The following is a 26,867-nucleotide window of genomic DNA, read 5'->3' as shown; positions in this document are numbered from 1 at the left end:
TTACCTCAGCGCCTTCCTAGGTTTGCCGCAAAGCTTGGGAGGGCGTAATGGCAGTCGGCAAGAACATCCGCACCTATTTCGAAGGTCAGTGGCATGACGGGAACGCCCCGATCATGCGGGCTGCAGATCATGGCTCATGGCTGGGATCGTCGGTCTTTGACGGCGCGCGTTACTTCGAAGGCATGGCCCCGGACCTTGAGGCGCATTGCGACCGCGTGAACCGATCCGCCGAGGCGCTGATGCTGACGCCCTCGGTGACGACCGAACAAATGGTCGAGATCGTCCGCGAGGGGCTGGAAGCTTTCGGCCCGGAATCCGCCGTTTACATCCGCCCGATGTATTGGGGCATCGACGGCGACGCGACCGCCATCGTTCCGCTGGAAAACAGCACCGGCTTTGCAATCTGTCTGGAAGAGATTCCAATGGCCCCCGAAACCGCCGCGGCCACGCTGGGGTACACGCGGTTCCGCCGTCCGGTGCTGGAATCCTCGGTCGTGAACGCCAAGGCCGGGTGCCTTTACCCAAATAACGCGCGGATGCTGCAAGACGTACGCTCCAAAGGGTTTTCCAACGCGCTGGTTGCCGACGCTTTGGGCCATGTGGCCGAGACCGCAACCGCCAATATCTTCATGGTCAGGGATGGTGAAGTGTTCACCCCCACCCCCAACGGTACCTTTCTGGCCGGGATCACCCGCGCCCGCCATATCGCAAACCTGCGCGCCGACGGCGTAATCGTGCACGAAGCCATTCTCAGCTTTGATGATTTCCACAAGGCAGATGAGGTTTTCATGACAGGAAACATGAGCAAGATCACTCCGGTCACTGCGATTGAAGACACGCAGTATCAGGTCGGCCCCATAGCCCGCCGCGCGCGAGAGATGTATTGGGACTGGGCAGCAAGCACGCGCTAGGCTCTGGTTGCCAGCACGCATCTGGTCGGGCATGATCGGCCGAAATGAATGAGGACACTCCATGCGCAAATTTCTGGTCGTTCTGGATGACAGCCGCGAATGCCTGAACGCTATGCGCTTTGCCGCCATGCGTGCGGCCCATACCGGCGGCGGTGTGACGATCCTGTCGGTCATCCCGCCGGATGAATTCAACCACTGGATCGGCGTGGCCGAAGTCATGCGCGAAGAAGCGCGCGAGCGTATTCACGCCCATTACGAGGTGTTCGCCAAGTGGATGCGCGACAAGCAGGGCGTGGATCCGGAACTGGCGATCCGCGAAGGTGACCCGGTTGCGCAGATCATCGAACACGTCCAGTCAGACCCCGAGATCGGGGTGCTTGTTCTGGGCGCGGGTGTCGAAAAGAAAGGCCCTGGCCCGCTGGTGACGCAGCTGACCAAAAACTCAGGCAGTCTGCCGATCCCTATCACTATTGTTCCCGGCGATCTGAGCAAGGAAAAGTTGGAAGAAATCACCTAAGGCCCGCTCATGCCCCGCAACATCCAGTTCTGGTTCGAATTCGCCTCGACCTATTCCTATCTGAGCGCGGTTCGGATCGAGGATTTGGCGGCCCAGCACGGGATCTCGGTCGAATGGCACCCGTTCCTGCTCGGCCCTATTTTTGCAGCGCAAGGCTGGGACAATTCCCCGTTCAACATTTACCCGGCCAAAGGGCGCTATATGTGGCGTGATATGGAACGGTTGTCGGCTCGGCGCGGCCTACGGTTCACACGGCCTGATCCATTTCCGCAGAATGGCCTTAAGGCCGCGCGGCTTGTGTTGTCGATCGACGCCCAACCCCAAAGGGCCGCGTTTGTTCGTGCCGTTTATGCTGCGGAATTTGTCGATGGCCTGAACATCTCGGACGACGATGTGCTGGTTGATTGCCTGTCACAGGCCAGCCTGCCTGCGGAAACGCTGACCCGCTGTCACGACCCGGACATCAAGGCTGCCTTGATTGAACAAACGAAAACGGCTCAGACCAACGGGATTTTCGGAGCCCCCAGTTTTCTGGTGGGGGATGAGCTGTTCTGGGGCGATGACCGGCTGGATGAGGCCATGCAACTAGCCACTGAAATTTAGAATGGTTCCAAATCTTGACTTCCCCGGCGCGGGCCCGCATATCAGTCACAACTGAAACGGAGCCGTGACATGTTCATCCAGACCGAATCCACGCCGAACCCTGCAACGCTGAAATTTCTGCCGGGCCAGATCGTTCTGGAGGCCGGAACCGCAGACTTTCCCACGGCGGAGGCCGGGGAGAGATCGCCCCTGGCCAAGCGCATTTTCGCAGTCAGTGGTGTGACCGGCGTATTCTTGGGCAATGACTTCGTAACCGTGACTAAATCTGACGACGTTCAGTGGGATCACATCAAACCCGCCATTCTGGGCGCCGTGATGGAGCATTTCCAATCCGGTCAGCCGGTTCTGGGCTCGGACGCACAGGCCGCTTCGGGCCACGCCGAACACACCGGTGAGGACGCAGAGATCGTCAATCAGATCAAAGACCTGCTGGACAGTCGCGTACGCCCGGCGGTGGCTCAGGATGGTGGGGACATCACCTTCCACGGGTTCGACCGGGGCGTGGTCTACCTGCACATGCAGGGTGCTTGCGCAGGCTGCCCTTCCTCGACCCTGACATTGAAAATGGGGATCGAGAACCTGCTGCGCCACTATATCCCAGAGGTGACCGAGGTGCGCCCCGTTGCCGTCTGATCCGCTGATTCTGGCGTTTGACACATCGGCCGCGCATTGCGCGGCCGCTTTGTTGCGGGGTGACAGCATCCTCGTGTCACGCACCGAATCCATGTCACGCGGTCAGGCCGAGCGGTTGATGCCCCTGCTGGAGGAAGTTCTGGCCGAAGCGGGCTGCTCGTGGCGCGACCTGACGGCCATCGGTGTTGGGATTGGGCCGGGGAATTTCACCGGCATCCGTATCTCGGTCTCTGCCGCACGGGGGTTGGCGCTGGGGCTTGGCATCCCGGCCGTGGGCGTTTCGGGCTTCGATGCACTAACTGAGGTCGGAGACGGGCTGCCCGCAATCCGCGCCCCGCGCGAACAGGTCTATGTCGCGCTGCCCGGGCAAGACCCGGCCCTGATGGCGCAGGATCACGCAGAATCACTCGGGGCCCTGATCCTGAACGACGACGCGGACGCGCAGGTGCGGGCTATCGCCCAGCTGGCGGCACGAAACTGGCAGCGCGTTACGACGCCCCCAGCCCCGCTTTACGTACGGCCTGCGGATGCGGCCCCGTCGAAAGACACGCCCCCGGTTTTGCTGGACGGATGACCCCGCAGGACCTGGCCCATACCCACGCCGCGGCCTTTACCCAATCGCGCCCCTGGACGGATCGGGAATTCGCCGATCTGTTGGATAACCGGTTTACCCATACTGTTGGTAATGCTGAATCTTTTGCTTTGTTCCAGGTCATCGCGGATGAAGCAGAATTACTGACGATTGCCACCCATCCCAGCCATCAACGGCAGGGTCTGGCATTGAAGTCCATGCAGGCATGGCACGCGACGGCCCGAAATCTGGGCGCAACCCGCGCCTTTCTGGACGTTGCGGCAGACAACGACCCTGCTATCGCCTTGTACAAGCGGTGCGGATACACGCCCTGTGGACTGCGCAAGGGCTATTATCTGCGCGAAAAAACAGGAAAAATCGACGCGATCGTCATGGAATGCAACCTTGTTTGAAGCCCGAGGCTGCTTTTTTTCGACCATCCGGTCAAAAATCAGTTGACCGGACCGGTTGCAAACGCCCTTAATTCCCGCCATCACAACAGTTATGCTCGCTCACAGTGGGTAAACGGGACTATCTTGGCCCCAACCGACAATAACAAACGGGAGTATGAAATGACCCTGATGAAATCCTTGATGGGCGCTGCCGCCGCCGTCGCGTTGACTGCTGGCGCGGCTTTGGCCGAACCGGCCCTGATCTTTGACCTTGGCGGTAAATTCGACAAGTCGTTCAACGAGGCCGCGCATAACGGTGCGTCACGTTGGGCCGAAGAAACCGGCGGCACCTACCGTGAGATCGAACTGCAGTCCGAAGCCCAGCGCGAGCAGGCCCTGCGCCGCTTTGCCGAAGCCGGTCTGAGCCCGATCATCACCATGGGTTTCGCAATGGCCGATCCGCTCAGCACGGTTGTCGGCGACTATCCCGACACGAAATTTGTCGTGGTCGACGTGAACTGGTTGGACGCACCGAACCTGCGTCAGGTTGGCTTTGCCGAGCATGAAGGCTCTTATCTTGTTGGCATGATGGCCGCCATGGCCTCGGAATCCGGCACAATCGGTTTCATCGGCGGTATGGATGTCCCGCTGATCCGCCATTTCGGCTGCGGCTATGCGCAAGGTGCCAAGGCTGTGAACCCGGATATCAACGTGGTTGCAAACATGACCGGCACCACTCCGGCCGCATGGAATGACCCGGTGAAAGGGTCCGAGTTGACCAAAGCGCAGATCAGCCAAGGTGCTGACGTAGTCTATGCTGCCGCTGGCGGCACGGGCGTTGGTGTTCTGCAAACCGCAGCCGACGAAGGCATCCTGTCGATCGGCGTGGACAGCAACCAGAACCACCTGCACCCGGGCAAGGTTCTGACCTCGATGCTGAAACGCGTTGACGTCGCCGTTTACGACGCGATGAATGCAGGTGATGATCTGGAAACCGGCGTGTTTGCCATGGGTCTGGCCGAAGAAGGTGTTGGCGTAGCGATAGACGACAACAACGCCGCGCTGGTTTCGGATGAGATGAAAGCAGCCGTTGAAAAAGCCCGTCAGGACATCATCGACGGTAACGTGAGTGTTGTCAGCTATTACGAGAACGATAGCTGCCCGGCACTGCAGTTTTGATATCGGGCGGGGCGGGGGTGACCTCCGCCTCGCATCCACTCTGCTGCGCGGCCCGCGCGGCCCTTCGGCAATCTGAGGACAAGACATGACCGTCCCCGCCATTGAGCTCAAAGGGATTTCCAAAGCCTTTGGGCCGGTTCAGGCCAACAAAGACATTTCCATCAGCGTCGCCCCCGGCACGATCCACGGGATCATCGGTGAAAACGGTGCGGGCAAATCCACGCTGATGAGCATTCTCTACGGCTTCTACAAAGCCGACAAAGGTGAGATCTGGATCAACGGCACCAAGACCGACATCCCTGACAGTCAGGCGGCGATTGCCGCGGGCATCGGGATGGTATTCCAGCACTTCAAACTGGTCGAGAATTTTACCGTTCTGGAGAACATCGTTCTGGGCGCCGAAGACGGTGGGTTGTTGGCCCCGTCTCTGGCCAAGGCCCGCAAAGAGCTGAAAGAACTGGAAGAAGAATACGAGCTGTTCGTCGACCCCGACAAACGCATCGACGAGATCGGCGTGGGGATGCAGCAGCGGGTCGAGATCCTGAAGGCGTTGTACCGCAAGGCCGAGATACTGATCCTCGACGAACCCACCGGCGTGCTGACCCCGGCCGAGGCGGATCAGCTGTTCCGCATCCTCGACCGGCTGCGGGCAGAAGGTAAAACGATCATCGTGATCACGCATAAACTGCGTGAGATCATGGAAAACACCGACACTGTTTCGGTCATGCGGCGCGGCCAGATGACCGCAACGGTAAAAACCGCTGAGACCAGCCCCGAAGAACTGGCCGAGTTGATGGTGGGCCGCAAGGTCCTGCTGCAGGTCGACAAGGTACCTGCAAAACCGGGCAAACCCATTCTGGAAGTCGAAAATCTGCGCGTCTTCGATTCAGCAAGTGTCGAGCGGGTCAAGGGCATCGATCTGACCGTGCGGGCCGGGGAAATTGTCGGCATTGCCGGTGTCGCGGGGAACGGTCAATCCGAACTGCTCGAAGTTCTGGGCGGAATGCGCCCCGGCCAGGGCTCGATCAAGCTGAACGGTGCGCCGCTGGCCCTTACCGGACATGGATCTGATGGGCAGGCCCGGCGCGCGCAACACATCGCACACGTCCCCGAGGACCGCCAGCGCGAAGGCCTGATCATGGATTTCCACGCGTGGGAGAACGTGGCTTTCGGCTATCACCGCGACCCGGCTTACAAACGCGGCGTCTTCATGGACAATGCCGCCCTGCGTGCTGATACCGAAGCCAAGATCGAGAAATTCGACGTGCGCCCGCCCAATGGCTGGCTGACCGCCAAAAGTTTCTCGGGCGGGAACCAGCAGAAAATTGTCGTCGCGCGCGAGATTGAGCGGAACCCCGACCTGTTGCTGGTCGGCCAGCCCACCCGCGGCGTGGATATCGGCGCGATCGAGTTCATTCACAAACAGATCGTCGCCCTGCGCGATCAGGGCAAGGCGATCCTGCTGGTCTCGGTCGAGCTTGAGGAGATCTTCTCGCTGTCCGACCGGATCGCGGTGATGTTTGACGGACATATCATGGGCGAGCGTCTGCCTCATGAGACGAATGAAAAAGAACTGGGCCTGTTGATGGCCGGAGTTGCGGGAGAGGCGGCGTAACATGGAAAAAATGCCCAAATGGGCCGATGTCGTCCTGATCCCCCTGATCAGCCTGATACTGGCCACGATCCTTTCAGCGCTGGTTATCCTCGCCATCGGCGAAAACCCGGTCGAGGCGGTGAACCTGATGGTCACCGGCGCGTTGGGGTCAACATATGGCTGGGGCTATACGCTCTATTACGCGACCAACTTCATGTTCACGGGGCTGGCGGTGGCCGTGGCTTTCCACGCCCGGTTGTTCAATATCGGTGGCGAAGGTCAGGCGATGCTGGGCGGGCTTGGTGTTGCCATGGCCTGCTTGTACATCCCGTGGCCGCATTGGAGCATTGCCTTGCTGGGCGCCGGGCTTGCTGCGGCCCTGTTCGGTGCAGCTTGGGCCGCGATCCCAGCCTATCTGCAAGCCAAGCGCGGCAGTCATATCGTGATCACCACGATCATGTTCAACTTCATCGCCGCCGCCTTCCTGAACTACATGCTGGTCAACGTGATGCGCCCGCAGGGCTCGCAAGACCCCGCGACGGCACGGTTTCCCGAAGCCGTGCATCTGCCGACTTTCCAGTCGATGTTCTCGACCGCTGAAAACATTGTCTTCCGCGGTGCCCCTGCAAATATCTCTTTCTTCGTAGCTATTCTGGCCTGTATCGTTGTCTGGGCGCTGATCTGGCGCACGCGACTGGGCTATGAAATCCGTGCTTACGGCCATTCCGAAACCGGAGCCGTCTATGCAGGCATTTCACCCGTTCGCATCACCATTGTGGCGATGCTGATCTCGGGCGCGCTGGCCGGTTTGATGGCAATCAACAACGTCATGGGCGAGGCGGAACGACTGGTTCTGAACTCCACCGAAGGCGCAGGTTTTATCGGCATCGCCGTGGCGCTGATGGGGCGGTCACATCCCTTCGGCGTGTTCCTGGCCGCGCTTCTGTTCGGGTTCTTGTACCAAGGTGGCGCCGAGCTGGCCTTGTGGACGTCGATCCCGCGTGAGCTGATCGTGGTCATTCAGGCGCTGGTGATCCTGTTCACCGGAGCGTTGGACAACATGGTCAGGATGCCGCTTGAAAAGCTGTTCCTGAGCCTTCGGAAGGAGGCAAAGTGATGGAGTTCTTCGTTACACTCATCCAGGTTCTCGATTCAACGATCCGCCTGGCCACGCCGCTACTGCTTGCCTGTCTGGCCGGGTTGTATTCCGAACGTGCGGGCATTTTCGACATCGGTCTTGAAGGCAAGATGCTGATGTCGGCTTTCTTCTCGGCAGCAATTGCCGCTGTAACTGGGTCGGTCTGGCTGGGCCTGCTGGCAGGCATCGCATCCTCACTGGTTCTGTCCGGATTGCATGGGCTGGCTTCGATCACCTTCAGGGGCAATCAGTTGATTTCGGGTGTAGCGATCAACTTCCTTGCATCTGGCCTTACCGTGTTGATCGCACAAAGTTGGTTCAAGCAGGGCGGGCGTACGCCTTCTCTCTTCGGCGGAGCTCGATTCGAATCCGCAGAGTTCCCTTATGCAATCGGTCCCGAAGATGCTGAACTGACTGGGCAACCGGTCTCTGAACTGATGTCTGACGCCAATTCAGTTCACATGGTGTACTCCGAGTTGTTATCCGGCCATTCCATCTTGGTCTATGTGGCGTTTCTTATGGTGCCGCTGACGTGGTGGATTCTGTACCGGACCCGGTTCGGGCTGCGTCTTCGCGCGGTGGGCGAAAACCCGGCGGCCGTGGATACCGCCGGTGTCTCGGTCGTCGGCCTGCGTTTTGCTGCCGTCGCCATCTGCGGCGTGTTGTGCGGGATTGCTGGGGCCTATCTTGCCACAGCCCTGCAGGCCGGGTTTGTCAAAGAAATGACCGCTGGACGTGGGTTCATAGCTCTGGCCGCGCTGATCTTCGCGAAATGGCGACCATGGCACGCGATGGGGGCCTGTCTTCTGTTCGGTCTGCTGCAGGCGATCGCGCTGCGGTTCCAGAACATCGATCTGGGCGGGGTGGTCATTCCGGTGCAGGTCATGGACGCTCTGCCCTATATCCTGACCGTGGTCATTCTGGCCGGGTTCGTCGGCAAGGCCGTTCCGCCGCGCGCCGGGGGCGAGCCTTATGTGAAAGAGCGCTGACAGGTCCAGTTCCGAACTCCTGTCGGTCCAGTTCGCCGCAGTGCCGCATGCAGAGTTGATTTTGCATGCGGCAACCGCTTTAAAAGGGTATGAGTGTGTTTCCTGTTATAGCCGAGATCGGACTTTCCCATATCAGGGTGCCGGAAACACAAGAACGCCCGCTATTCGGGCTTGTTCGCATTCTTCAGCCAAATCGGAGTACCGGGTGCCTGCCCAGACGTTCGATATTCGCCATGTGGCAGTGGGGTTTGTCCCCGACGCGCCGCATAAACGCCTCACCCAAATGGTTTGAGACTGTCCGAGTCACCCAATGCGGCACGGCCGACCTCATCCGGTAATTCCAAATGCAGATTTACCTTCCAATCGCCGAAGTCTCCGTCAATGCCTTCCTGCTTTTGGGGCTGGGTGGGATGGTCGGTGTCCTGTCTGGCATGTTCGGCGTGGGCGGCGGGTTCCTGATGACGCCGCTATTGTTCTTCATCGGTATCCCCCCTGCCGTCGCCGTCGCGACGGAAGCCAACCAGATCGTCGCTTCTTCCTTTTCCGGTGTATTAGCACATTTCCGACGCAAGACAGTGGACCTGAAAATGGGCACAGTCCTGTTAACCGGAGGATTAATAGGCGCCGCCCTCGGGGTGGTGGTGTTCAACTACCTCAAGAGCCTGGGCCAGGTCGATCTGCTGGTCACCCTTTGTTACGTCGTCTTCCTCGGCGTGGTTGGCAGCCTGATGTTCATCGAAAGCCTGCGTGCGCTGCGCAAGGCGAAAAAGGGCGGCGGAGCCCCTGTGAAACGACGACAGCGTGGTTGGGTCCATGCGATGCCGTTCAAGATGCGCTTTCGCACATCGGGCCTCTATATCTCGGTCATCCCCCCGGTGATGGTTGGGCTGTGCGTCGGCGTTCTGTCGGCGATCATGGGGGTCGGCGGCGGCTTTATCATGGTACCTGCGATGATCTATCTGCTGGGGATGCCCACCAAGGTCGTGGTCGGTACTTCGCTGTTTCAGATCATCTTCGTGACGGCCTTCACCACCATGCTGCACGCCACCACGAACTATACGGTCGATATCGTCCTGGCGGTTTTGCTGTTGGTCGGAGGTGTCGTCGGGGCGCAGATCGGCACGGTGATCGGCGCGCGAATGCCGGCCGAGCAGCTGCGGGTTCTTCTGGCGGCTTTGGTTCTGGTGGTCTGTGGCAAGCTAGCGCTGGACCTGCTGATTGAACCATCCGAGCTTTACTCGCTTGGCAGCGAAGGGGGCCACTGATCATGCTGAAACGCCTGATTGCCCTGCTGATCCTGTGCTGCACCCCTGCCCTTGCAGTTGATGAGCAGGTTGTTCTGGGTCTCAGCCAGGATCGCGTCGCCATCACCGCGACCTTTGACGGCTCGGAAATCCTGATCTTTGGCGCCGTCAAACGGGAAACCCCCATTCCACCCGGTCCGCCGCTTGAAGTGATCGTGGCCGTGGCCGGGCCGTCCAGTCCGGTGATGGTCCGACGCAAGGACCGCAAACTGGGGATTTGGGTCAATACCGACAGCGTTCTGGTCGACCTCGCGCCCAGCTTTTACGCGGTTGCCACCAGCGGGTTGCTGGAAGATATCCTCTCGGATACCGAGGATCTGCGCTACCGCATCTCAATCGAGCGGGCTATCCGCTCGGTCGGGGCGGCGATGCATATCCGCGGCGCGCAGTCATTCGCTGACGCCGTGGTGCGCATCCGCGAGGATGAGGGGCTGTATTCGATCCGTGAAAAAACCGTGGCGGTGGACGAACAGACCCTGTTCCGTACCTCGATCGCAATGCCCGCCGACCTGACCGAGGGCGACTACAAGGCGCGTATCTTCCTGACCCGCGGCAAAGAAGTCGTCTCGCAGTTTGAGACCACAATCGATGTGCGCAAGGTGGGGTTGGAGAGGTTCCTCTACAACCTGTCCCGCCAGCAACCGGTCTGGTACGGGCTAATGTCGCTGGTCATCGCGATTGCGGCCGGTTGGGGCGCGTCCACCGCGTTCCGACTGTTGCGCGAGAATTAAAGCCTACCCGCGACCGATATAGGGCATCGTCGTGGCCATTACGGTCATGAACTGCACATTGGCCTCGGGCGGCAGGCTGGCCATATGCAGCACCGAGCGCGCGGCGTCCTCGACGGCCATGGTCGGGTCGGGCTGCTGTCCGGCCTCGACGGCTGCATCCACCAACCCCTGCACCATCTGTGTGCGGGCATTGCCGATATCGATCTGACCACAGGCAATCCCGAACGGTCGCCCATCCAGAGACAGGCTGCGGGTCAGGCCGGTGATGGCGTGTTTCGTGGCCGAATAATGCACCGAGTTTGGACGCGGCACATAAGCAGCAATCGAGCCGTTATTGATGATGCGCCCGCCTTGCGGCGACTGGTGGCGCATGATCCGAAACGCCTCGCGCGCACTCAGGAACATGCCGTTGAGGTTAACGTTGACGCTTTGATACCAGTCCTCCAGCGCGATTTCGTCAATGGTGCCACCGGGCGCAAAAATACCGGCATTGTTGAACAGCACGTCGAGACGACCAGTCTTGTCCTGAAAGGTCTTAAACGCGGCCTGAACCGCATCCGCGTTGGTCACATCCGCAATCAAAGGGATGGCGTTATCGTGGCCCGTGGCCATCTGGTGCAGCTTGTCCGCACTGCGCGCCAGAAGACCAACCGTCCACCTCTCGGCCAGAAACAATTCCGCCGTGGCGCGCCCGATGCCCGAGCTTGCGCCGGTTACGATGATGGTGCTCATGTCTCTTCCGCCTCCAGTGTCAGCGATGCCGCCGGAACGGCGCGCAGGTCGTCCACGCGCAGCGGATGGGTGGGTTTGGCCAGACGGTTCCGCACCACCCATATCAGACGCTCCTGCGCGCGGGTGATCGCCACATAGGCCAAGCGCTTCCACAGCGGTTGCCCGGCCTCGGCCCGGCCCATGCGCGCGGCGGCGTAAATATCAGGCGCAAAGACCTGAACCGTGTCCCACTGCGAGCCCTGCGCCTTATGAATGGTCACCGCCGCGCCATGCAGAAAGGTCGCGCCCATGCGCGCGGCGAAGGGGATGAAGGGCTCTTCCTCATCCGGTTTCTCAATCTTGACGATGGAGGCGGCGCTGACCTGCGGGTCTTCAGCCCCCATCACGTGCAGGCGCGAGAATCCCGGCTTGCGCCCCGGCCCCAGATAGATCACCTGAGCGCCCTTGATCAGCCCGCGCGCCTCAAGGTCCAGACGTTTCTTGCGGTGCTTCAGCGGCAGCTCGATGCCGTCGCAGATCAGCGGCTCGCCCTCCAGCAACTCGGTATCCGGCGCGCCGTGGACGTGCCGGAACGCCTGGATCAGACGAATACGAGTGGCGTTACGCCAGACCAGCACTGGGCTGCGGGCCATCAGGTCGACCTCGACTCGCTGCCCCCAGATCACTCGGTCATCCTGACGAGCGGTCTGTTCGACCAGTCTTTCGAAATCCTCAAACCCCATCTGCGGATCGGCCAGCGCGTGGGCAAGGTCTAGAATCGGGTTGTCCGCCTCTTGCCGGTGAACCCGGTGCAGGATTTGTTTGCGTGGTTCCGGTAGGGCCTCAAACACCATGCTGCCGGATTGATTGACCGGCGCCAGCTGTGCCGGGTCGCCAAACAGCAGCAGGGTTGGAAAGATCTCCTGCAGGTCCTCGAACTGCCGGTCATCCAGCATCGAGGCTTCGTCCACAAACCCGATATCCAACGGTTCATCCCGACGTTTCCAGCCGGTGATGAAATCCGACCCGCGCAAACCCGCGGCAGCCAACGCACCGGGGATGGACTTGTTGTTCTGATAAAAGGTGGCGGCGCGGTCCAGCGCCTCATCGGTCAGCCCCTCAATCTCAGGGCGTTCGTCATTGCCCGCCAGCCATTCAGCGATGCGCTCATATTCCGGGTCATAAACCGGCGTGTAGAGTATGCGGTGAATCGTCGTCGCGGGAACACCACGCAAGCGTAACACGCTGGCCGCCTTGTTAGTGGGCGCCAGAATCGCCAGGCTGCGCTTTTCCTTCGCCTTGCGGCTCTCGAAATCGCCCGAGACGATCTGCACTCCGGTTTCGGCCAGCGCCTTGTACAGTTCGGCCAGCAACAGGGTTTTACCCGACCCCGCCTTCCCGATCACCGCCATGACACCGGATTTACCCGCTCCCGGCAGCTTCAGCAGAGCGTCATCATCCAGGTCAACACCGGCCGATCGCAGCATCTCGGCGATGCTGTCATAGGCGGCGGCCTGGTCTTCGGAAAAGGTAACGGGGGGCATAGACATGGCGCGACCCTACAGGGACGCGCCAGCTATCACCAGAGAGGGATTAAGGATTTCGCGCGGTCAGGCCGACAGGGCGAACCGGTGCTGTCGGCCGGTGCCAAAAGCGGTCTTGAACCACAGGCGGGACAGCTCGCGAGGGATACCTGCACGTTCTGCGACACGGTTGCAATCCGCGGCGGAATACGGCCAAAGCCCGACTGAAATCTGGTCACGCCCCTTCCCTTCGGTGCCGAGAACAATGGGCGAAGATCCGATCAGCCGGTAAATCCGGATCATCCGTGCATCGAAAACGCCCGCAATATGGGTCAGACCGAACCCTTCCATCATTTCACCACCGCTGAGCATGATCGCACCCGCCGTATGCGGGCTGGCTGTTCGGGACAGGCAAAACCGGGTCACCTCCCAGATCAGAGGGCTGTGGATCGGTTTGCCCCCGGTCAGGTGGCCAAAGACCTCATTCACCATTACAGGTCCGGTCGTAGGCAGAACACGCATGGACCCACCGTGGCGGCCATCCTCTTCTTCCCAGATGACGTACAAAGGGTTCAAGTCGTCATACTGATCCCGCTCCTCTCCTTTATCGTTGACCTGGACGTCCCAGCCCAGCCGGGTCTTGAACTGATCCGCGCGGTCTCGGAACATTCCGTCGGCCAGGTCCGGAAACTTGTGAAGCTCGTCAGCAAACAGATAACGCAACATGACTTTTTTCCCCTTGTCGTCCTGTGCAGGAACGAAGGGGGTACAAAGTCACGGTTAATTTCCCGTTTGTGGGGCGTGCACCTGTTAAACCACTATTAATCCCCGGCTCAGCGCCGTGGCGATGGCGTGGGTGGTGTTCTGCGCCCCAAGCTTGGCGCGGGCGCTTTCGATGTAAACACGCAGCGTATGCTCAGAAATTGACAGCGAATGGGCTACCTGAGCACGGCTGTAGCCCAGCGCCAGCAGGGTCATCGCGTCCACCTCTCGCGGTGACAGGCCACGGGACGAGTCGGGCTGACGGTCACTTTCGAATTCCAGTGCTTTGCGGTTGAAGTAATGCGCGATCAAAATCAACTCGCGGCCATGACGGTCGATGAATCCTTTCCAGGTTTCATCACTGCAGGAATGGTTCACCGTGAACAGGGCAAATTGCCCTTTCGGTCCGCGGATCGGGATCGAATATCCCTGAATGCCGACGCCGTGGCTTTGCGCGTCCATCAAGAAGGCCTTGGCCACCTTGCCGGACCAGTCCAGGGTTTTCCAATCGACCGGATGAAACCGCTGAAAGCAGCCCAGAATGACAGGGTCTATGCGGTGATAGTTCTTTTCCAGATATCGCTCAGCCCAGGCATCGGGATAGGTCGTATAGCCGTACTGTTCCCCGGCGCCATCGACCCAATGGTAAATGAGATGTTCGACCTTCAGCCTGTCGCGCAATCGGATGGCGACATTGCTTAACTCATCAAGCGTGCTGGTGTTTTCCAAGTCCTCCAGGACCTGGCTCATATCGAGTTTTGTTCCCATCTGCGGGCGTCCGTACCTCAGCCTTCATGGACGCGATCTCGGCTGCGGCAACCAGCTTAGTGTCGTCCAGTTGCTCGGCCAGCGCGATCAAACCATTCTCAACAGCGAAGGCGTTGAGGTCCGACAACACGTCCAGTATCCACTCATTGTGCGCCATCAGGGTCGCTCCGAAACGGTTAACGAAGGGTTAACACAACCATAACATGTGCGTTGTTTTTTAGCCTATTCACTGGTTTCTACTCCCCAAAAAAAGCGAAGCTAGAATCGGTAACTCGCTGAAAAGAATAAATCTATTCAAAAAAAGCGGCGCCCGCGAACCGATAAGTCGATTCGCGGGCGCCAGAGATTTATTTGCGTGCGATTCAACCGCGAGCGTCCAGAACCTCTTCCAGAGTGCGCATTCCGGTCTGCGGCGCCTGAACCAGGACCGACATGTTGCCCGGCTTATGCTCGTTGCGCAGCATCTTCATGTGCGCCTCGGGCAGATCATTCCAGGTGAACACTTCCGACATGCAGGGGTCCAGACGGCGCTCGACCATCAGCTGGTTGGCTGCCGCGGCCTGTTTCAGATGCGCAAAGTGCGATCCTTGCAGGCGCTTCTGGTGCATCCACATGTAACGGACGTCGAAGGTCAGGTTATAGCCGGTGGTACCAGCGCAGATCACAACCATGCCGCCCTTTTTCACCACGAAGGTCGAGACCGGAAAAGTGCTTTCACCCGGGTGTTCGAACACCATGTCCACGTTCACACCTTTGCCGGTGATATCCCAGATGGCTTTCCCGAACTTACGAGCCTCTTTGAACCACTCAGCATATTCCGGTGTGTTCACCGTCGGCAGTTGGCCCCAACAGTTGAAGTCCTTGCGGTTCAGAACGCCTTTGGCACCCAGCCCCATGACGAAATCGCGCTTGCTTTCGTCTGAGATCACACCGATCGCATTGGCGCCTGCAGTGTTGATCAGCTGAATCGCGTAGGAGCCCAGACCGCCCGAAGCGCCCCAAACCAGAACATTCTGGCCCGGCTTCAGATCGTGCGGCTCGTGACCGAACAGCATCCGGTAGGCAGTTGCCAGCGTCAGCGTGTAGCAGGCGCTTTCTTCCCAGGTCAGGTGCTTGGGACGCGGCATCAGCTGCTGAGCCTGAACGTTGGTGAACTGCGCAAACGATCCGTCCGGCGTCTCATAACCCCAGATCCGCTGGCTGTCCGAATACATCGGGTCACCGCCGTTGCAGTGTTCGTCGTCTCCATCGTCCTGATTGCAATGGATGACGACCTCGTCGCCGACTTTCCAGCGGGTCACTTTCGAACCCACCGCCCAGACGATGCCCGACGCATCCGAACCAGCAATGTGATACGGAGCCTTGTGTCCGTCAAACGGCGAGATCGGCTTGCCCAGCGAAGCCCAGACGCCGTTGTAGTTCACACCTGCGGCCATCACCAGCACCAGCACCTCGTGGCTGTCCAGTTCGGGAACGTCCACCACTTCCTGCACCATCGCGGTGTCCGGCTCGCCGTGGCGTTCTTTGCGGATCGCCCATGCGTACATTTTTTTGGGCACAAACCCCATCGGAGGGATTTCACCCATCTCATAGAGGTCTTTTTCCGGCGCGTCGTAAGACGCGATACCGCTGTCGGTGTCCAGAGCCATGTTGGCCTCCTTTATTCCAAATCATTGCCGCGATGCAGAATCGCGCGCTCTAAACGATGAGATATTGGTCAGAGAGAAATATTGCAACATATTTTGAGTGCATTTTGTAATTTTATGACCCAGCAGGTGCAGAAATTTCTTTTGCGGATGCAGCAAAAGCTGTTTTCGCGTCCAATGGCGCTGAAGCCGCGTAGTAGTCTAGCAGGTCAACCCTTTGACCTGAAACGGATATTTTCCCGTTCTCACGTTTAAGAATGCGGCGATCGACCAATTGTTGGATCGCAGCCTCGATTTCCGCGCGCTCCAACGGCGTGGAGAAACCGTTACGACGCATAAGCCGGTCGATCAGTTGCACTGCGTCAACTTCGGAGATCTCGCCCATCTCGCGCGTAAGCCAGCACACCGCAGGCCCCGGAACCAGAGGAATCGCCGCCCCGATACCTGCCATAAGATCACGGGCCAGGTCCGTCATCAGGTTGGTTTCATGTTCCGCGCGGAACGCTTGAAGAGAGACCGGTCGCCCGTACCGAACCGAGGCCACGCCGAATCGCTGATAGCGCCCGATCATCCGCCGCCCGATCTGCTTGAGTATCCACCACGTGATCACCCCGATCCGGGCGCGAAACCGGCGTTCGTTGCCCAGGGCGGCCTTGGTCAGAATCGTATCCTCGAGCACCCGGTCATAGTTCAGGGCAACCGGCACAAACACAACGTCGCGCCCTTCGGGCACCGTTGCGTCAATGATGTATTTCAGCAACCCGAGCTTTGGTCGCCCAAGCGCACCGGTCAGGCTGAGACCACCCTCGGGAAACATCGCCTGCGTTACTCCGGCCTCAGTCGCGTGGCGCACGTAACAGGCCAACACTTGCCGATACAACTCACTGCCCGATTTACGACGAATAAAGTAAGCGCCCATCGCCCGGATCAGCCGGCTGAGCGGCCAGACCCGCGCCCATTCGCCTACGGCATAGGACAAGGCCGATTGTGGCGCCGCCAGATAGGTGACCAGCACATAATCCATATTGCTGCGGTGGTTCATGACGAATACAACCGTTGCATCGGGGTCGATGTCACTGATTGCCTTCTCATCCACATAGCTGAGCCGGACATTATAGAAGGCATTGCTCAGCATGCGCGCCAGGCGGATGGCGATGCTAAAATAGGCCACCGCGGAAAAGGACGGAACGATCTCGCGGGCATAGCGGCGGGCCGTTTCAAAGGCCACGGCCTCGGGAACACGTTCCTCGCGTGCAAAATTCTGAACCGCCTGCCCGACCTGCGGGTCATAGATCAGTCGCTGAATCATGTCGTGCCGATGCGCCAGCTTGAACGGTTGAATCGGTCGCTGCAGGCGTTTGTTCAGGCGTTTGACCGCCCGCTCAAGCCGGCGGCGAAAAAACCAGCGCACCGAAGGAAACAAGAAGTGCGAGGCCATAGTGACCGCGGCAAATACCAGGATCAGCAAAAACAGCCAAAGCGGAAGTTCCACGGTCTGAGTCATAGGCGCACCCTGCCACCAAACTGGGACACCTACAATCTGAAGAACCAAGTATGCCGCGACGCAGCGAATTGACATATCCCGAAAATTGCGCTTTAGAACGCTTGAACGTAATTTTCTTGCCCACGCAAAGCACGAGGCCCCATTATGACGCAGACGCAGAAAGATCGCCCCTGGCTCATCCGAACCTATGCCGGTCATTCCACCGCCAAGGCGTCGAACGCGCTGTATCGTGGCAACCTGGCCAAGGGTCAGACGGGTCTGTCTGTAGCCTTCGATCTGCCGACTCAGACCGGGTATGACAGCGACCATACTTTGGCTCGCGGAGAGGTGGGCAAAGTGGGCGTTCCCATCAGCCATCTGGGCGACATGCGGGTTCTTTTCGATCAGATTCCGCTGGAGCAGATGAACACCTCGATGACGATCAACGCCACGGCCCCTTGGCTGCTGGCGCTGTACATCGCTGTGGCCGAGGAACAAGGCGCGGATGTCGCGAAACTGCAGGGCACCGTTCAGAACGACCTGATCAAGGAATACCTGAGCCGTGGTACCTATGTTTGCCCACCAAAACCGTCGCTGAAGATGATCGCGGATGTGGCCGAGTACTGCTATACCAACGTGCCCAAATGGAACCCGATGAACGTGTGTTCCTATCACCTGCAAGAGGCAGGTGCGACGCCCGAGCAGGAGCTGGCTTACGCGCTGGCCACCGCCATCGCCGTACTGGACGAGTTGCGCCCCCGCGTCCCGGCAGAGGATTTCCCGGCGCTTTGCGGCCGGATTTCGTTCTTCGTGAACGCCGGTATCCGCTTTGTCACCGAGATGTGCAAGATGCGCGCTTTTGTTGATCTGTGGGATGAGATTCTGAAGGACCGCTACGGCGTCGAAGACCCTAAATTCCGCCGCTTCCGCTATGGGGTGCAGGTGAACTCGCTGGGCCTGACCGAGCAGCAGCCGGAAAACAACGTCTACCGCATCCTGATCGAGATGCTGGCCGTGACCCTGTCGAAAAAGGCGCGCGCCCGCGCAGTGCAGCTGCCCGCATGGAACGAGGCGCTTGGCCTGCCGCGCCCTTGGGATCAGCAATGGTCGATGCGAATGCAGCAGATCCTGGCCTATGAGACAGACCTGCTGGAATACGGCGACCTGTTTGACGGCAACCCGGCAGTGGATGCCAAAGTCGAAGAGTTGAAAGCCGGCGCGCGGGCCGAATTGGCCAACCTGGATTCGATGGGTGGTGCGGTTGCTTCGATCGAATACATGAAATCGCGTTTGGTCGATTCGAATGCGGAACGTCTGAACCGGATCGAACGCAATGAAACCGTTGTTGTCGGCGTGAACAAATGGACCGAGGGTGAGCCCTCGCCGCTGCAAACTGAAGATGGCGGCATCATGGTCGTCGATCCGGCCGTGGAACAGGAACAGATTGCACGGCTGAACGAGTGGCGGTCCGAACGTGACGACGCGGCCGTTTTGGCGGCTCTGTCCGCGTTGCGCGAAGCGGCGCAGACCGGGGCCAATGTCATGGAGCCGTCGATTGCCGCCGCAAAGGCCGGCGTCACCACCGGCGAATGGGCCGAGGAAATGCGCAAGGTCTACGGCACCTATCGCGGCCCGACCGGCGTGTCCGGTTCCGTGTCGAACAAGACCGAAGGTCTGGACGACCTGCGCGCCGCCGTTGATGCGGTCAGCGACAAATTGGGGCGCCGACTGAAATTTCTGGTCGGGAAACCGGGTCTGGACGGCCACTCCAACGGCGCCGAACAGATCGCCTTTCGTGCCCGCGATTGCGGTATGGATATCAGCTATGAGGGTATCCGCCTGACACCCGAGGAAATCATCGCCGCCGCGATCGAGGACAAGGCCCACGTAATTGGCCTGTCGATCCTGTCCGGCAGCCATATCCCGCTTGTGCAAGACGTCATGACGCGCCTGCGCGAGGCCGGTTTGGACGGTGTTCCCGTGATCGTCGGGGGGATCATTCCCGATGACGATGCTGCAAAACTCACGGCAATGGGTGTGTCCAAGATCTATACGCCCAAGAATTTCGAGCTAAATGCAATTATGGGCGATATTGTGACTCTGGTCGATCCGCAGAACATTGCGGCCCAGTAACGGCCGCGATTTTGTTTTTATCTCCAAATCCATTGCCTTTAAGTAAGGGATGGATAAAACCCCGATTTCAACTTACGGTAGGCTATTACGCCTATTCGTGGTGTATTTCGAAATGGAGAAAGAAATGGCGATCAGCCTTGAGAAAATGTCACGCAAAGAACTGCTGGAATTGCGTGATCAGGTGGAAACTGCCCTAAAAAGCGCGGAAAAGCGCGAGCGTATTGCGGCGCTGAAAGCCGCAGAAAAAGCCGCCGCTGAATTTGGATTCTCTCTTTCGGAACTCTCAGCAGGCGCAGCAAAGTCGACCAAAAGCCCAAAATCCAACGCGAAATACAAAAACCCTGCCAACCCTGACCAGACGTGGTCCGGTCGCGGACGCAAACCGCAATGGGTTCACGATGCACTGAATGCCGGCGCTGATATTTCGGATTTGGAAATCTGACGGGAATTGGATCAGAGATGACAATTCATATTGGTGCCGAAAAAGGTGAAATCGCTGAAACCGTTTTAATGCCCGGCGATCCGTATCGGGCGAAATGGGCCGCAGAGTCGTTTTTGCAGGATGCAAAACTCGTTAATAACGTGCGCGGCATGCTGGGTTATACCGGTACCTGGAAAGGGAACCCGGTTACAATTCAAGGCAGCGGGATGGGAATGCCGTCCCTGTCGATCTATGCCAATGAACTGATCCACGATTATGGTGCCAAAACTTTGATCCGGATCGGTTCGTGCGGCGGGATGCAGGACAGCGTCAAAATCCGCGATGTGATCCTGGCGATGACATCGACCACCCTCAGCACGCCATCGCGCGGCATCCTGAAAGAGTTGAACTTTGCGCCCTGCGCCGATTGGGGCTTGCTGCAGGCTGCAGCCAAAGCTGCCGAAGCCAAAGGCACGCCCACCCATGTTGGCGGGATTTATTCGTCCGATGTCTTCTATGACGAACGCCCCGATCTGAACGAACAGATGGTGCGGCACGGCATCCTGGGTGTCGAGATGGAAGCCGCCGAGCTGTACATTCTGGCCGCACGCCACAACTGCCGGGCGCTGGCGGTCCTGACCGTGTCCGATCATCTTCTGACGGGTGAGGCTCTGCCCTCGTCGGAACGCGAAAGCAGCTTCGGCGAAATGGTTGAGATTGCCCTGCAGGCGGCTTTTTCGGACACTGCATAAACAAAAAAAAGGGCGCGACATCGCCTTGTTGTTTTACTGTTTGCCCTGCAGGCAGGCTGTCGGGGCGTTTTCCCCGTCTTGCCGCGCCCCACAATAGGCGCAAATCCAGACACCTTCTTTTCGGTGCTGCCGCCATCGGCAATCGCGTGTCAGAGAGGACGTCCGTGACCGCCAGACGAAGTAGGCAAACACGCCAGCGGCCAGTAAAAGCAAAAGAATGGGCATGCTTATGCATTGCCCAATCTCTGCGTGAATTCAAGCGTCAGGCGGCGTTCGCGTATTCGAACAGCTCTGGTTCGTGCTGCTCTTGAGACACGAGCGCAGGTTCAGGAGTGTAGTAGGCCCAGGCCTGTTCCAACAAAGCCAGAGCTTCGGCTGCTTTGGTGTTTTCTGCTTTTTGTTCTTGCATCGGAGCGATCCCGTTTCGGTTCCATCACTCCTCCCTGCAGGCAGGATAGACCTGAACAGAACGGTTTGCATTGCATAGTATTGCAATCTCGCCATGCACTCGCCGCAATGCGGCAAGTGCTGACAATTAGGCGTCGCTTAAACTCCGCGATCGATCATCATCTTCTTGATCTCGGCAATTGCCTTGGCCGGGTTCAGACCTTTCGGGCAGGTTTTGGCGCAGTTCATGATCGTGTGGCAGCGATACAGTTTGAACGGATCTTCCAGCTCATCCAGACGCTCTCCTGTGGCCTCATCGCGGCTATCGATGATCCAGCGATAGGCGTGCAGCAGTGCGGCCGGCCCAAGATAACGGTCGCCGTTCCACCAGTAGCTCGGGCACGAGGTCGAGCAGCTGGCGCACATCACGCATTCATAGAGACCGTCAAGTTTCTTGCGGTCTTCGATAGACTGCTTCCACTCTTTCGCGGGACGGTTTGTCTTGGTTTCCAACCACGGCATGATCGAGGCGTGCTGGGCGTAGAAATGCGTCAAGTCGGGGATCAGGTCCTTGACCACCGGCATATGCGGCAGCGGATAGATCTTCACGTCGCCCTTGATCTCATCCATGCCATAGATACAGGCCAGCGTGTTGATGCCGTCGATATTCATCGCGCAGGACCCGCAGATGCCCTCGCGGCAGGATCGGCGGAAAGTCAGCGTCGGGTCGATCTCATTCTTGATCTTGATCAGCGCGTCCAGAACCATCGGGCCGCAGCTGTCCATATCAACGAAATAGGTGTCGAGCTGCGGGTTTTTGCCGTCTTCCGGGTTCCAGCGGTAAATCTGGAACTTCCGAACATTGGTCGCGCTTTCCGGCTTGGGCCAGGTTTTGCCCGTCGTGATGCGCGAATTCTTGGGGAGGGTCAGTTGTACCATAAGTTCCTCTCCTTAGAACGTCCGCGCCTTGGGCGCGATTTTCTTGAGGCTGATGCCGCCTTCGTCTTCGGTGGTCAGCGGATCAACGATGACCGGGCGATAGCTGAGGTCTACCTTGTTGCCTTCAACGCGCGACACGGTGTGGACACGCCAGTTCTCGTCATCACGCTCGGTGAAGTCCTCATGCGCGTGCGCGCCACGGGACTCCTTACGAGCCTCGGCACCGACGATGGTGGCCAGAGCGCTCGGCATCAGGTTGGTCAGTTCCAGCGTTTCCATCAGGTCACTGTTCCAGACCAGAGAGCGGTCGGTGACTTTCAAGTCGTCCATCTTGGCGGCGATTGCCGTCATCTTCTCAACACCCTCGGCCATGGTCTTGGCGGTCCGGAACACGGCCGCGTCTTCTTGCATGGTCCGCTGCATCTCAAGCCGCAGATCGGCGGTCGGGATTGCACCGTTGGCGTTGCGAACCGCGTCGAACCGGTCAAACGCCTTGTCCACCGAAGCCTGGTTCAGAACTGGGTTCGGTGCCTTGGCGTCAACAACCTCACCCGCCCGGATCGCGGCCGCGCGGCCGAACACCACAAGGTCGATCAGCGAGTTCGAACCCAGACGGTTCGCGCCGTGGACCGAGGCACACCCGGCCTCACCCACGGCCATCAGACCTGGTACGACGCCGGTTGGGTTATCAGCGGTGGGATTCAGTACCTCACCCCAATAGTTGGTCGGAATACCGCCCATGTTATAGTGCACGGTCGGCAGAACCGGGATTGGTTCCTTGGTGACGTCGACACCGGCAAAAACGCGCGCCGATTCCGAAATCCCGGGCAGACGTTCGGCCAGTGCCTCAGCGGGCAGGTGGCTGAGGTTCAGGTGGATGTGATCGCCATTGTCGCCATGTCCACGACCTTCGCGGATTTCCATGGTCATCGAGCGCGAGACATAGTCGCGGGGCGCGAGGTCCTTGTACTGGGGCGCATAACGCTCCATGAACCGCTCGCCTTCCGAGTTCGTCAGGTATCCACCCTCGCCGCGTGCGCCCTCAGTGATCAGGCAACCAGAGCCGTAGATGCCGGTCGGGTGAAACTGAACGAATTCCATATCCTGGAGCGCCAGACCTGCGCGGGCCACCATCCCGCCACCGTCACCGGTGCAGGTATGGGCCGAGGTCGCGCTGAAATAGGCCCGGCCATAACCACCGGTCGCCAGTACAACCATCTTGGCGTTGAAAACATGCATCGTGCCATCGTCGAGCTTCCAGCAGACAACACCCTGACATTGCCCATCCTCGGACATGATCAGGTCGATGGCGAAATACTCGATGTAGAACTCGGCATTGTTTTTCAGTGATTGACCGTACAGCGTGTGCAGGATCGCGTGGCCAGTCCGGTCAGCGGCGGCACAGGTTCGCTGCACGGCGGGACCTTCGCCAAATTCTGTGGTGTGGCCACCAAAGGGACGCTGATAGATTTTGCCTTCTTCAGTCCGGCTGAAGGGCACGCCATAGTGCTCCAGCTCGTAAACCGCCTTGGGTGCCTCACGCGCGAGATACTCCATCGCGTCGGTATCGCCCAGCCAGTCCGAGCCCTTGACGGTGTCATACATGTGCCACTGCCAGTGGTCCGGGCCCATGTTGGAAAGCGATGCGGCGATACCACCCTGCGCCGCAACCGTGTGCGAGCGGGTCGGGAAAACCTTGGTGACACAAGCCGTACGCAGGCCTTGTTCCGCCATGCCCAACGTCGCCCGCAGACCTGCACCACCAGCGCCTACGACAACGACGTCGTATTCGTGGGTTTCATATTCATATGCTGCTGTCATTGTTCTTGTTCCTTACCGCGCATCATCACAGGGCCAGCTTGACCAGGGCAAACAGCCCGGCCGCCATCAGCGTGTAGCCCAGGGCCCACATTGCAGCGAGAGAGACTTTCTCCATGACGCCGTGCACATAGTCCTCAATCGCTTCCTGCGCCTCGTACATCAGTTGCAGCAGCCCCACGATCAGCGTGAGCGCCGTGACAAGCGCCGGGAACGGACGGCTGAAATAGGCCACCACCTCTTCGTGGGTTCCGCCAATGCCAGCGCCGAAGGTGAAGATGAAGATCGGAATCAACACGGTCAGGATCATCGCCCGAACCATTGTCCGCCAATGAGTGAGTGTGCCGGATTTCCCTGCGCCCAGACCCTGCGCGCGCTTGCGGTCAGTCAGATATCGCATGTGCCGTCTCCTTAAACCACAAGCACGGTGATCAGGGTCAGGACGGTCGCACCAACGAACATGCCCAGCCCCAGTTTCTCGGCGGTCTCGATGTCAAGGCAATAGCCGAAATCCCAGAGCACGTGCCGCAGGCGGCCCAGCGTGTGATACCACAACCCCCAAGTCGCAGCCGTCAGGATGAGGTCGCCGAACCAGCTGCGTAGAAACCCGTCGATCCCCGCAAATGCGCTTTCCGACGTCGACGCGGCCAGCAGCCACCAGACAACCAGAATTGCAACGGCGAACACCCCGATCCCGGTCAAACGAACCATGATCGAAGACAGAGACGTCATCTGGGGGCGATATATCATAATATGTGGCGAGAGCGGGCGGTTGCCCCGATTGACATCGGCCATGTCGGCTCCTCTTTCGTTGGCTACCAGTCGTTTTACTCGTTTTTGCCAATCTGTCACGTGCTGCGTGCGCAAAAACAGGTAAAATGGGGACAAAACCGCAGATTTCGGGAAATTGTGATCACACAAAATAATACTGTGATCACAAAACTTATACAGTCAAATCAATGTTAGCGTCCCAAGGTTGCGATCATTGTGATCACGAATCTGTAGCACTCACTTTAAAGCGGCGGATTGCTGCGTCACTTCGCGTAAAAGCTTTTTCCGGATCCGTTCGGGATAGTCAGCAAAACCGGAGGCCGAGACGACAAACGCCCCTTCGCCAACAATGACGTTTTCAAAGAAATAGGCGGTCAGGTCGGGCTCGCTTTCCTCGATTGCGATTGCGTTGACCGTGACCCCCCGATTGCGTAACACGCCGTGCACCTCGGTCGGCTCGACCCCTTCGTTGGACACTCCGTCGCCCGAAATGTCGATCAGATGCCGCGTGCACTCGGACACGTCGTCAAAGCTGGATAGCGTCATCTCAAGCGCCTCACCTATTGCGGTCGAAAAATTGCGCCAGACCCGGGGGTCGGCAGCCACCTGATCGGCAAACCGTTCGAGCGTGTCGAAACTGTCGATCCGGGTCCACGGGATCGTCACCTTCTGGCGCGATGCTCCGGTCCACTGCACCAGCATCAACTGCGCTTGCCCGCGAACCAGCGCCTCGGACACGAGGGGGTCACGCAAACCTGCGGCCAGCCCGTCCATCTGAATGCGGTATTCGCTTGTATCGACCGACCCGGACACATCCACCGCCAAAGCCAGCGCAAGATCGCAGGCCAGCGCGGGCGGGGTCAGGAACAGGCAGGCAGCAAGTGAGCGGAACAGGACCATGACCGCAGCCTAGCATGAATGTCGCAGGCTGCGATCAAATGAATGTGGGGCGACCTCAGATAGGCATCAGCGCCCAATAGTCCAGATCTAGCAGCACCTCGGGCTTGTACCGCCCATCTTCACCCTTCAGTTCGAACGGCGCACCACCCTTGGTGGCGACCAGTCGCAGTCGGATGGCGCCCACACCAGGCACACCGGTTTCGGCCTTGTCCAGAACCTCGGACCAAGCCTTGATCGTGTCGCCCGAGAAGCACGGGTTGGCATGTGCGCCACCATTCAGACCAACGATCATCTGCGCATTGGCCAGACCGTTGAACGACAGCGCCCGCGCCATCGAGATCACATGCCCGCCATAGATCAACCGACCATCCGGGCGGAAGGTCAGGTCAAAATGCACTTTGGCCGTGTTTTGCCACAGGCGGGTGGCCAACATGTGCTCGGCCTCTTCGACGGTCACACCATCAACGTGGTCGATGGTTTCACCGATCTCGTAATCGCCCCAGCGATGGGCTTCCCCGGATTGAACAAAATCATAGTTCAAAAAATCGAGTCCCTCAGGCACAACCAGATCGCCCGGCTCCAGCGCCTTTTTCAGGTCCGGCACCACCGCCTCGGGCGCGGGGGCGTCGATGTTCGCTTTGCGCACCATCACCCAGCGCACATACTCGATTACCACCTCATCGCGCTGGTTCAGTCCGCGTGTGCGCACCCAGACCACACCGGTCTTGCCATTCGAGTTCTGTTTGACCCCGATCACTTCGGACTCAGACCGCAGCGTATCACCGGAATAGACCGGTTTCAGCCAGCGCCCCTCTGCATAGCCCAGATTGGCAACCGCATTCAGCGAGATATCGGGAACGGTTTTACCAAACACTACGTGGAACGCCGCCAGATCATCTATCGGACTTTGCGGCAAACCACTGGCCCGGGCAAACTCGTCCGAGGAATAAAGCGCATGTCGCGCGGGGTAGAGCGCGTGATACAACGCCCGTTCACCGTCGGTTACGGTGCGCGGCACTGCGTGGTGCAGCACCTGCCCAACGGAGTAGTCCTCGAAAAAGCGGCCCGGATTGGTTTTTGCCATTATTGCTGTCCCAGTTTCATTTCGGCAGAATAGTCGGCCTTGACTTCTTTGGTCACGGCCTGCGCACAACGCATGACGCTGTTGGCGGCGTCATAGGCATAAGAGGGGTCGCCATACAGTTCCCACCCTTTTGCTAGCGCATCCGACACCTTGTGGCAGAAGGCGGAAGTGTCTTCTTCGGTCAACAGACGATAGAGTTTTGCCAAT

30 protein-coding genes are annotated in these 26,867 nt (G+C 59.1%); 15 read left to right on the top strand and 15 right to left on the bottom strand.

Features of this window, described 5'->3' with window-relative positions; genetic code table 11:
• Window positions 1-47: 47 nt before the first annotated feature.
• The 12 genes from ACR1XY_RS10490 (at window position 48) to ACR1XY_RS10435 (ending at window position 10,562) form a co-directional block, all read left to right on the top strand.
• A complete protein-coding gene (locus ACR1XY_RS10490; RefSeq protein ID WP_480592896.1) occupies window positions 48-911 on the top strand; it encodes a branched-chain amino acid aminotransferase in 864 nt (287 codons plus the stop codon).
• A 61-nt stretch (window positions 912-972) separates the two neighbouring features.
• The gene (locus ACR1XY_RS10485; protein WP_480592894.1) at window positions 973-1,428 is read left to right on the top strand and encodes a universal stress protein; all 456 of its coding nucleotides are present in this window, start codon (window positions 973-975) and stop codon (window positions 1,426-1,428) included.
• A 9-nt stretch (window positions 1,429-1,437) separates the two neighbouring features.
• Window positions 1,438-2,031, top strand: a complete 594-nt coding sequence (locus ACR1XY_RS10480; RefSeq protein ID WP_480592892.1) for a DsbA family protein — start codon at window positions 1,438-1,440, stop codon at window positions 2,029-2,031.
• A gap of 69 nt (window positions 2,032-2,100) precedes the next feature.
• On the top strand, window positions 2,101-2,664 hold the full coding sequence (locus tag ACR1XY_RS10475) for a NifU family protein (RefSeq protein ID WP_480592889.1): 564 nt from the start codon (window positions 2,101-2,103) through the stop codon (window positions 2,662-2,664).
• On the top strand, window positions 2,654-3,238 hold the full coding sequence (gene tsaB, locus ACR1XY_RS10470; RefSeq protein WP_480592887.1) for a tRNA (adenosine(37)-N6)-threonylcarbamoyltransferase complex dimerization subunit type 1 TsaB: 585 nt from the start codon (window positions 2,654-2,656) through the stop codon (window positions 3,236-3,238). Before ACR1XY_RS10475 ends, tsaB begins: the two co-directional genes overlap by 11 nt.
• The gene (locus ACR1XY_RS10465) at window positions 3,235-3,648 is read left to right on the top strand and encodes a GNAT family N-acetyltransferase (protein ID WP_480592885.1); all 414 of its coding nucleotides are present in this window, start codon (window positions 3,235-3,237) and stop codon (window positions 3,646-3,648) included. Before tsaB ends, ACR1XY_RS10465 begins: the two co-directional genes overlap by 4 nt.
• A 159-nt stretch (window positions 3,649-3,807) precedes the next feature.
• Complete coding sequence (locus ACR1XY_RS10460; RefSeq protein ID WP_480592883.1) at window positions 3,808-4,806, top strand: BMP family lipoprotein; 999 nt, start codon at window positions 3,808-3,810, stop codon at window positions 4,804-4,806.
• 85 nt (window positions 4,807-4,891) lie between these two features.
• Window positions 4,892-6,421 (top strand): ABC transporter ATP-binding protein, encoded by a 1,530-nt coding sequence (locus ACR1XY_RS10455; RefSeq protein ID WP_480592881.1) that lies wholly within the window; start codon window positions 4,892-4,894, stop codon window positions 6,419-6,421.
• A gap of 1 nt (window position 6,422) precedes the next feature.
• On the top strand, window positions 6,423-7,517 hold the full coding sequence (locus ACR1XY_RS10450; protein WP_480592879.1) for an ABC transporter permease: 1,095 nt from the start codon (window positions 6,423-6,425) through the stop codon (window positions 7,515-7,517).
• Entirely contained in the window at window positions 7,517-8,527 is a 1,011-nt protein-coding gene (locus ACR1XY_RS10445; protein ID WP_480592877.1) for an ABC transporter permease, read from the top strand. Before ACR1XY_RS10450 ends, ACR1XY_RS10445 begins: the two co-directional genes overlap by 1 nt.
• Before the next feature lie 344 nt (window positions 8,528-8,871).
• A complete protein-coding gene (locus ACR1XY_RS10440) occupies window positions 8,872-9,792 on the top strand; it encodes a sulfite exporter TauE/SafE family protein (protein ID WP_480592875.1) in 921 nt (306 codons plus the stop codon).
• A gap of 2 nt (window positions 9,793-9,794) precedes the next feature.
• The gene (locus ACR1XY_RS10435; RefSeq protein WP_480592873.1) at window positions 9,795-10,562 is read left to right on the top strand and encodes a TIGR02186 family protein; all 768 of its coding nucleotides are present in this window, start codon (window positions 9,795-9,797) and stop codon (window positions 10,560-10,562) included.
• A gap of 3 nt (window positions 10,563-10,565) precedes the next feature.
• On the opposite strand, the gene ACR1XY_RS10430 is transcribed toward ACR1XY_RS10435, so the two are convergent.
• The 7 genes from ACR1XY_RS10430 to ACR1XY_RS10400 all read right to left on the bottom strand — a co-directional run bounded on the left by ACR1XY_RS10430 (window position 10,566) and on the right by ACR1XY_RS10400 (window position 17,476).
• Window positions 10,566-11,294, bottom strand: a complete 729-nt coding sequence (locus ACR1XY_RS10430; protein WP_480592871.1) for an SDR family oxidoreductase — start codon at window positions 11,292-11,294, stop codon at window positions 10,566-10,568.
• Window positions 11,291-12,823, bottom strand: a complete 1,533-nt coding sequence (locus tag ACR1XY_RS10425; RefSeq protein WP_480592869.1) for an ATP-dependent DNA helicase — start codon at window positions 12,821-12,823, stop codon at window positions 11,291-11,293. Before ACR1XY_RS10425 ends, ACR1XY_RS10430 begins: the two co-directional genes overlap by 4 nt.
• A 60-nt stretch (window positions 12,824-12,883) precedes the next feature.
• Window positions 12,884-13,522, bottom strand: a complete 639-nt coding sequence (locus ACR1XY_RS10420) for an acyl-homoserine-lactone synthase (RefSeq protein WP_480592867.1) — start codon at window positions 13,520-13,522, stop codon at window positions 12,884-12,886.
• Between the two features lie 84 nt (window positions 13,523-13,606).
• The gene (locus ACR1XY_RS10415; RefSeq protein WP_480592865.1) at window positions 13,607-14,326 is read right to left on the bottom strand and encodes a helix-turn-helix transcriptional regulator; all 720 of its coding nucleotides are present in this window, start codon (window positions 14,324-14,326) and stop codon (window positions 13,607-13,609) included.
• Complete coding sequence (locus ACR1XY_RS10410; protein WP_480592863.1) at window positions 14,265-14,483, bottom strand: hypothetical protein; 219 nt, start codon at window positions 14,481-14,483, stop codon at window positions 14,265-14,267. Before ACR1XY_RS10410 ends, ACR1XY_RS10415 begins: the two co-directional genes overlap by 62 nt.
• A 205-nt stretch (window positions 14,484-14,688) precedes the next feature.
• Window positions 14,689-15,975: a crotonyl-CoA carboxylase/reductase gene (ccrA, locus tag ACR1XY_RS10405; protein ID WP_480592861.1), complete on the bottom strand. Its 1,287-nt coding sequence runs from the start codon at window positions 15,973-15,975 to the stop codon at window positions 14,689-14,691.
• A gap of 112 nt (window positions 15,976-16,087) precedes the next feature.
• Window positions 16,088-17,476 (bottom strand): 1-acyl-sn-glycerol-3-phosphate acyltransferase, encoded by a 1,389-nt coding sequence (locus tag ACR1XY_RS10400; protein ID WP_480592859.1) that lies wholly within the window; start codon window positions 17,474-17,476, stop codon window positions 16,088-16,090.
• A gap of 144 nt (window positions 17,477-17,620) precedes the next feature.
• On the opposite strand from ACR1XY_RS10400, the gene ACR1XY_RS10395 reads away from it, so the two are divergent.
• The 3 genes from ACR1XY_RS10395 to deoD all read left to right on the top strand — a co-directional run bounded on the left by ACR1XY_RS10395 (window position 17,621) and on the right by deoD (window position 20,761).
• Window positions 17,621-19,588 carry a methylmalonyl-CoA mutase family protein gene (locus ACR1XY_RS10395; protein WP_480592857.1) on the top strand — a complete coding sequence of 656 codons (1,968 nt, stop codon included), beginning with the start codon at window positions 17,621-17,623 and terminating at the stop codon, window positions 19,586-19,588.
• 124 nt (window positions 19,589-19,712) lie between these two features.
• Complete coding sequence (locus tag ACR1XY_RS10390) at window positions 19,713-20,030, top strand: H-NS histone family protein (protein WP_480592855.1); 318 nt, start codon at window positions 19,713-19,715, stop codon at window positions 20,028-20,030.
• A gap of 17 nt (window positions 20,031-20,047) precedes the next feature.
• Window positions 20,048-20,761 (top strand): purine-nucleoside phosphorylase, encoded by a 714-nt coding sequence (gene deoD / locus ACR1XY_RS10385; RefSeq protein WP_480592853.1) that lies wholly within the window; start codon window positions 20,048-20,050, stop codon window positions 20,759-20,761.
• Between the two features lie 262 nt (window positions 20,762-21,023).
• Here the strand turns inward: deoD and ACR1XY_RS10380 are convergent, their stop codons facing one another.
• From ACR1XY_RS10380 to ACR1XY_RS10345, 8 genes are all read right to left on the bottom strand, one after another.
• Window positions 21,024-21,170 carry a hypothetical protein gene (locus ACR1XY_RS10380; protein WP_480592851.1) on the bottom strand — a complete coding sequence of 49 codons (147 nt, stop codon included), beginning with the start codon at window positions 21,168-21,170 and terminating at the stop codon, window positions 21,024-21,026.
• 137 nt (window positions 21,171-21,307) lie between these two features.
• Complete coding sequence (locus ACR1XY_RS10375; protein WP_480592849.1) at window positions 21,308-22,087, bottom strand: succinate dehydrogenase iron-sulfur subunit; 780 nt, start codon at window positions 22,085-22,087, stop codon at window positions 21,308-21,310.
• 12 nt (window positions 22,088-22,099) lie between these two features.
• On the bottom strand, window positions 22,100-23,908 hold the full coding sequence (gene sdhA / locus ACR1XY_RS10370) for a succinate dehydrogenase flavoprotein subunit (protein WP_480592847.1): 1,809 nt from the start codon (window positions 23,906-23,908) through the stop codon (window positions 22,100-22,102).
• Between the two features lie 25 nt (window positions 23,909-23,933).
• The gene (locus ACR1XY_RS10365; protein WP_480592845.1) at window positions 23,934-24,305 is read right to left on the bottom strand and encodes a succinate dehydrogenase, hydrophobic membrane anchor protein; all 372 of its coding nucleotides are present in this window, start codon (window positions 24,303-24,305) and stop codon (window positions 23,934-23,936) included.
• An 11-nt stretch (window positions 24,306-24,316) separates the two neighbouring features.
• Window positions 24,317-24,700 carry a succinate dehydrogenase, cytochrome b556 subunit gene (gene sdhC, locus ACR1XY_RS10360; RefSeq protein ID WP_480592843.1) on the bottom strand — a complete coding sequence of 128 codons (384 nt, stop codon included), beginning with the start codon at window positions 24,698-24,700 and terminating at the stop codon, window positions 24,317-24,319.
• A gap of 213 nt (window positions 24,701-24,913) precedes the next feature.
• Window positions 24,914-25,576 (bottom strand): DUF1194 domain-containing protein, encoded by a 663-nt coding sequence (locus ACR1XY_RS10355; RefSeq protein ID WP_480592840.1) that lies wholly within the window; start codon window positions 25,574-25,576, stop codon window positions 24,914-24,916.
• A 55-nt stretch (window positions 25,577-25,631) separates the two neighbouring features.
• The gene (locus tag ACR1XY_RS10350; RefSeq protein ID WP_480592838.1) at window positions 25,632-26,660 is read right to left on the bottom strand and encodes a MaoC family dehydratase; all 1,029 of its coding nucleotides are present in this window, start codon (window positions 26,658-26,660) and stop codon (window positions 25,632-25,634) included.
• The gene (locus ACR1XY_RS10345; protein WP_480592836.1) at window positions 26,660-26,866 is read right to left on the bottom strand and encodes a DUF1737 domain-containing protein; all 207 of its coding nucleotides are present in this window, start codon (window positions 26,864-26,866) and stop codon (window positions 26,660-26,662) included. Before ACR1XY_RS10345 ends, ACR1XY_RS10350 begins: the two co-directional genes overlap by 1 nt.
• Between the last annotated feature and the right edge of the window lies 1 nt (window position 26,867).

The sequence above is a fragment of the Ruegeria sp. AD11(2025) genome (assembly GCF_056542405.1).
This window is presented reverse-complemented; position numbering and strand designations above follow the sequence as displayed.

What these genes read in the sequence shown, in the direction of transcription:
- ACR1XY_RS10490 (WP_480592896.1), top strand. Translation starts at nt 48, where the DNA reads ATGGCAGTCGGCAAGAACATCCGCACCTATTTCGAAGGTCAGTGGCAT.
- ACR1XY_RS10485 (WP_480592894.1), top strand. Translation starts at nt 973, where the DNA reads ATGCGCAAATTTCTGGTCGTTCTGGATGACAGCCGCGAATGCCTGAAC.
- ACR1XY_RS10480 (WP_480592892.1), top strand. Translation starts at nt 1,438, where the DNA reads ATGCCCCGCAACATCCAGTTCTGGTTCGAATTCGCCTCGACCTATTCC.
- ACR1XY_RS10475 (WP_480592889.1), top strand. Translation starts at nt 2,101, where the DNA reads ATGTTCATCCAGACCGAATCCACGCCGAACCCTGCAACGCTGAAATTT.
- ACR1XY_RS10465 (WP_480592885.1), top strand. Translation starts at nt 3,235, where the DNA reads ATGACCCCGCAGGACCTGGCCCATACCCACGCCGCGGCCTTTACCCAA.
- ACR1XY_RS10460 (WP_480592883.1), top strand. Translation starts at nt 3,808, where the DNA reads ATGACCCTGATGAAATCCTTGATGGGCGCTGCCGCCGCCGTCGCGTTG.
- ACR1XY_RS10455 (WP_480592881.1), top strand. Translation starts at nt 4,892, where the DNA reads ATGACCGTCCCCGCCATTGAGCTCAAAGGGATTTCCAAAGCCTTTGGG.
- ACR1XY_RS10450 (WP_480592879.1), top strand. Translation starts at nt 6,423, where the DNA reads ATGGAAAAAATGCCCAAATGGGCCGATGTCGTCCTGATCCCCCTGATC.
- ACR1XY_RS10445 (WP_480592877.1), top strand. Translation starts at nt 7,517, where the DNA reads ATGGAGTTCTTCGTTACACTCATCCAGGTTCTCGATTCAACGATCCGC.
- ACR1XY_RS10440 (WP_480592875.1), top strand. Translation starts at nt 8,872, where the DNA reads ATGCAGATTTACCTTCCAATCGCCGAAGTCTCCGTCAATGCCTTCCTG.
- ACR1XY_RS10435 (WP_480592873.1), top strand. Translation starts at nt 9,795, where the DNA reads ATGCTGAAACGCCTGATTGCCCTGCTGATCCTGTGCTGCACCCCTGCC.
- ACR1XY_RS10430 (WP_480592871.1), bottom strand. Translation starts at nt 11,294, where the DNA reads ATGAGCACCATCATCGTAACCGGCGCAAGCTCGGGCATCGGGCGCGCC.
- ACR1XY_RS10425 (WP_480592869.1), bottom strand. Translation starts at nt 12,823, where the DNA reads ATGTCTATGCCCCCCGTTACCTTTTCCGAAGACCAGGCCGCCGCCTAT.
- ACR1XY_RS10420 (WP_480592867.1), bottom strand. Translation starts at nt 13,522, where the DNA reads ATGTTGCGTTATCTGTTTGCTGACGAGCTTCACAAGTTTCCGGACCTG.
- ACR1XY_RS10415 (WP_480592865.1), bottom strand. Translation starts at nt 14,326, where the DNA reads ATGGGAACAAAACTCGATATGAGCCAGGTCCTGGAGGACTTGGAAAAC.
- ACR1XY_RS10410 (WP_480592863.1), bottom strand. Translation starts at nt 14,483, where the DNA reads ATGGCGCACAATGAGTGGATACTGGACGTGTTGTCGGACCTCAACGCC.
- ccrA (WP_480592861.1), bottom strand. Translation starts at nt 15,975, where the DNA reads ATGGCTCTGGACACCGACAGCGGTATCGCGTCTTACGACGCGCCGGAA.
- ACR1XY_RS10400 (WP_480592859.1), bottom strand. Translation starts at nt 17,476, where the DNA reads ATGACTCAGACCGTGGAACTTCCGCTTTGGCTGTTTTTGCTGATCCTG.
- ACR1XY_RS10395 (WP_480592857.1), top strand. Translation starts at nt 17,621, where the DNA reads ATGACGCAGACGCAGAAAGATCGCCCCTGGCTCATCCGAACCTATGCC.
- ACR1XY_RS10390 (WP_480592855.1), top strand. Translation starts at nt 19,713, where the DNA reads ATGGCGATCAGCCTTGAGAAAATGTCACGCAAAGAACTGCTGGAATTG.
- deoD (WP_480592853.1), top strand. Translation starts at nt 20,048, where the DNA reads ATGACAATTCATATTGGTGCCGAAAAAGGTGAAATCGCTGAAACCGTT.
- ACR1XY_RS10380 (WP_480592851.1), bottom strand. Translation starts at nt 21,170, where the DNA reads ATGCAAGAACAAAAAGCAGAAAACACCAAAGCAGCCGAAGCTCTGGCT.
- ACR1XY_RS10375 (WP_480592849.1), bottom strand. Translation starts at nt 22,087, where the DNA reads ATGGTACAACTGACCCTCCCCAAGAATTCGCGCATCACGACGGGCAAA.
- sdhA (WP_480592847.1), bottom strand. Translation starts at nt 23,908, where the DNA reads ATGACAGCAGCATATGAATATGAAACCCACGAATACGACGTCGTTGTC.
- ACR1XY_RS10365 (WP_480592845.1), bottom strand. Translation starts at nt 24,305, where the DNA reads ATGCGATATCTGACTGACCGCAAGCGCGCGCAGGGTCTGGGCGCAGGG.
- sdhC (WP_480592843.1), bottom strand. Translation starts at nt 24,700, where the DNA reads ATGGCCGATGTCAATCGGGGCAACCGCCCGCTCTCGCCACATATTATG.
- ACR1XY_RS10355 (WP_480592840.1), bottom strand. Translation starts at nt 25,576, where the DNA reads ATGGTCCTGTTCCGCTCACTTGCTGCCTGCCTGTTCCTGACCCCGCCC.
- ACR1XY_RS10350 (WP_480592838.1), bottom strand. Translation starts at nt 26,660, where the DNA reads ATGGCAAAAACCAATCCGGGCCGCTTTTTCGAGGACTACTCCGTTGGG.